General features: G+C 62.3%; 4 protein-coding genes and 1 pseudogene. 3 read left to right on the top strand and 2 right to left on the bottom strand.

Translation table 11 applies throughout. The features are described 5' to 3' along the window. The first annotated feature begins 101 nt into the window (after positions 1 to 101). Positions 102 to 521 (top strand): RidA family protein, encoded by a 420-nt coding sequence (locus tag ACP5VX_RS07030; RefSeq protein ID WP_428725167.1) that lies wholly within the window; start codon positions 102 to 104, stop codon positions 519 to 521. A 27-nt stretch (positions 522 to 548) separates the two neighbouring features. On the opposite strand, the gene ACP5VX_RS07025 is transcribed toward ACP5VX_RS07030, so the two are convergent. Together ACP5VX_RS07025 and ACP5VX_RS07020 are read right to left on the bottom strand one after the other, a co-directional pair. Continuing rightward, positions 549 to 746 (bottom strand): hypothetical protein, encoded by a 198-nt coding sequence (locus ACP5VX_RS07025; protein WP_428725166.1) that lies wholly within the window; start codon positions 744 to 746, stop codon positions 549 to 551. A 59-nt stretch (positions 747 to 805) separates the two neighbouring features. After that, the gene (locus ACP5VX_RS07020) at positions 806 to 1,516 is read right to left on the bottom strand and encodes a hypothetical protein (protein ID WP_428725165.1); all 711 of its coding nucleotides are present in this window, start codon (positions 1,514 to 1,516) and stop codon (positions 806 to 808) included. Positions 1,517 to 1,676: 160 nt separating this feature from the next. Here ACP5VX_RS07020 and ACP5VX_RS07015 point away from each other — a divergent pair, with 160 nt between their 5' ends. Continuing rightward, positions 1,677 to 1,946 carry a 30S ribosomal protein S25 gene (locus tag ACP5VX_RS07015; protein ID WP_428725164.1) on the top strand — a complete coding sequence of 90 codons (270 nt, stop codon included), beginning with the start codon at positions 1,677 to 1,679 and terminating at the stop codon, positions 1,944 to 1,946. Between the two features lie 208 nt (positions 1,947 to 2,154). Continuing rightward, positions 2,155 to 2,438: pseudogene (locus ACP5VX_RS07010) on the top strand (DNA methylase); the annotation flags it as partial.

The following is a 2,438-nucleotide window of genomic DNA, read 5'->3' as shown; positions in this document are numbered from 1 at the left end:
CGGCTGTGCCCACATCCGCTATAGTCGTATTCGCGGCAGCCCTAGCGCTACTCGAGCCTCACTTGGCCGCCCCGTAAACTTGATTAAGCGCGTCTAGTCTCGTGGTTAACAAGGGGGTGCTGTCTACGAGGCCGGTCTACTCTAGTAGAGCACCGAAGCCGATAGGCCCCTACAGCCAGGCCGTACTAGTGGACGGCTGGCTGTTTGTCTCGGGGCAGATACCCGTAGACCCGGCCACCGGCGAGGTGGTCAGGGGCGACTTCAGAAGCCAGGTTACCAGGGTGCTCGAGAACATCAAGGCCATAGTCGAGGACGCGGGCGGCACGCTCAGAGACGTGGTCAAGGTGACCGTCTACTTGAGGGACCTGAGCCGCGTAGGCGAGTTCAACGAGGTTTACGCGAAGTACTTCGGGGAGAGCCCGCCGGCCAGGAGCCTCGTCGGCGTCTCGGACCTGCCCAGGGGGGTCGACGTCGAAGTCGAGGTCATAGCGCGCCTAAAAAGCGGTAGTGGGGGCGAGTAGAGAATTCGCCGATGGGCGCCCCCTCCGTCACTTCCGCGGCTTTACCCTGACCACGAACTCGGACTTTTTACCCTTCGGGGACACACCCGAGTAGTAGTTGAATACCTTGTGGCACCTCGGGCACTCCAGCCTCATCACCGTGTAGAAGCGGAACCTCCAAGGCTCCCTCAGTAGCTTGAAGGCCGAGACGTCCGCCTCGTAGCCGCAGTAGGGGCACTTGACCAACCCTCACCACCATTCTAATTCTACTTCACGCAGAGAAATAAACCGACGCCTCTGCCGGGTCAGCTGACGACAACCTCGAAGGTACCCTCGGGCTTGACGCAGGTCTTGTCTGAGCAAAACTCCGTGCCGCCAATGGTCCCGTACTTGAACACGCCCTTGAACGGCCTCTCTACGAGGAACACGAACTCCCTGGAGTAGAACACGCCGCCTGGGGAGAGGTCTCTACGGCACAGCACCTGGCAGTCTACGTACGGCACCGCCACGACACCGCCCTCCTCGACGAGAACAGGGTGCGCCTGGAGGGCGGTGTTGCACGCGCAACCGCCAGCGTAGAAAGAGACAAGGGAACCCCCCTTGTTGGCTATTACGAACCCGACTCTCAGGACCGCGAGCTTGTCGAGGCTCTTGTTAGCCCACTCGGCGTAGTCGGCCCCAGTCAAGTTCCACTGCTTGAGCAGGTCGAGTACTGCGCGGACCTCGCTCTCGTTGAACGACACGGTGTAGTAGGGCTGGACGGCCAGGGAGCCGAAGGGGGGCTGGGCGACTACGACCGTGTAGCTCCCTGGTGGGGGCGCGTGCGTGGTCTGACCATACGGCGGAGCCGCGCTGACCGGCGAACCCGTCAGAGTAGCGGGCGGCTGAGTAGTAGCCGGCGTAGTCGTTGGAGTAGGCGCCGACCCGCCTTGGGGCCTGGCCTGGAGGGCGGCCCACAGTAGCGCCCCGGCCAAGGCCAGCACGGCGGCTATTACGTAAGCTGCGACCCTCTTCACACTGCCACCAGTAGTTGCTACGGTTTCGACGAAATAAACGGTTTGCATGCGGTGCCTGCACGTCCCTTCGGTTTCCCGGGTGAGCGCTCACGCGATGCTGCCTGTGGGCGTTAATGATTTAAAACCCCTGTCGAATCCACATGTCCTGAAGGGTGGGTCGATGTCGAAGAAGAGGGAGAAAGCCGAGAAGCCTCTACCACCCGAGCTCGCCTTGACGTCGCCGGACTTGACCGGGGAGTTGCTGGCCAAGGTCGAGAAGGAGATCGCGAGAGCCGAGGACCCCTACGTAACCCCCAGTACTATAGCGCAGAAGTACGGGGTCAAAGTGAGCACTGCCAAGAAGATCCTGAGGCTACTCGAGGAGAAGGGTCTCGTGAAGCTGGTCTCTCGCACGAGGAGGACCCGGGTCTACGTCGTCGTGAAGCAGTAGCGTGGACTGCCCGCACCCCCCTTCTCTTCCCGAGCACGCTGTTTCAGGCCTGCGCCGCTCGGGGGCCCGCCTCCTGTCCCCAGAGTGTGGGCTGTCCCGGCGACCCCGGCCCGGGCACTCCGGTTTTATCGGGTTTCTAGACTACTTGGTTACAGGGTGCTAGCGTAGAGCTCGTCGCCGCGCCGGCAGACCTCCAGGAGTGGTGGGGATGCGGGAGGTCACGATAAGCGAGTACCTCGAGTTCGTCTCTAGGAACAGGGAGGTCGTCGTCGAGGACCAGGTGATAAGGCTCGACCCTATAGAAGTCAAGCGGCTGGAGCCCCTCCCAGAGGAGCTCACCGACGTGTCGACGACGGTCTGGAGCTTCCCGGTCAGGGGTGGCTGGGCCACCCACAGGGGGGACTACAGGGGTAACTGGGCGCCTCAGATCCCCAGGGCGCTCATACTCATGTACACGAGGCCCGGTGACGTAGTGCTAGACCCCATGGTGGG

The organism is Thermogladius sp., from assembly GCF_049970955.1.
Taxonomy (GTDB): Archaea; Thermoproteota; Thermoprotei_A; order Sulfolobales; family Desulfurococcaceae; genus Thermogladius.
This window is presented reverse-complemented; position numbering and strand designations above follow the sequence as displayed.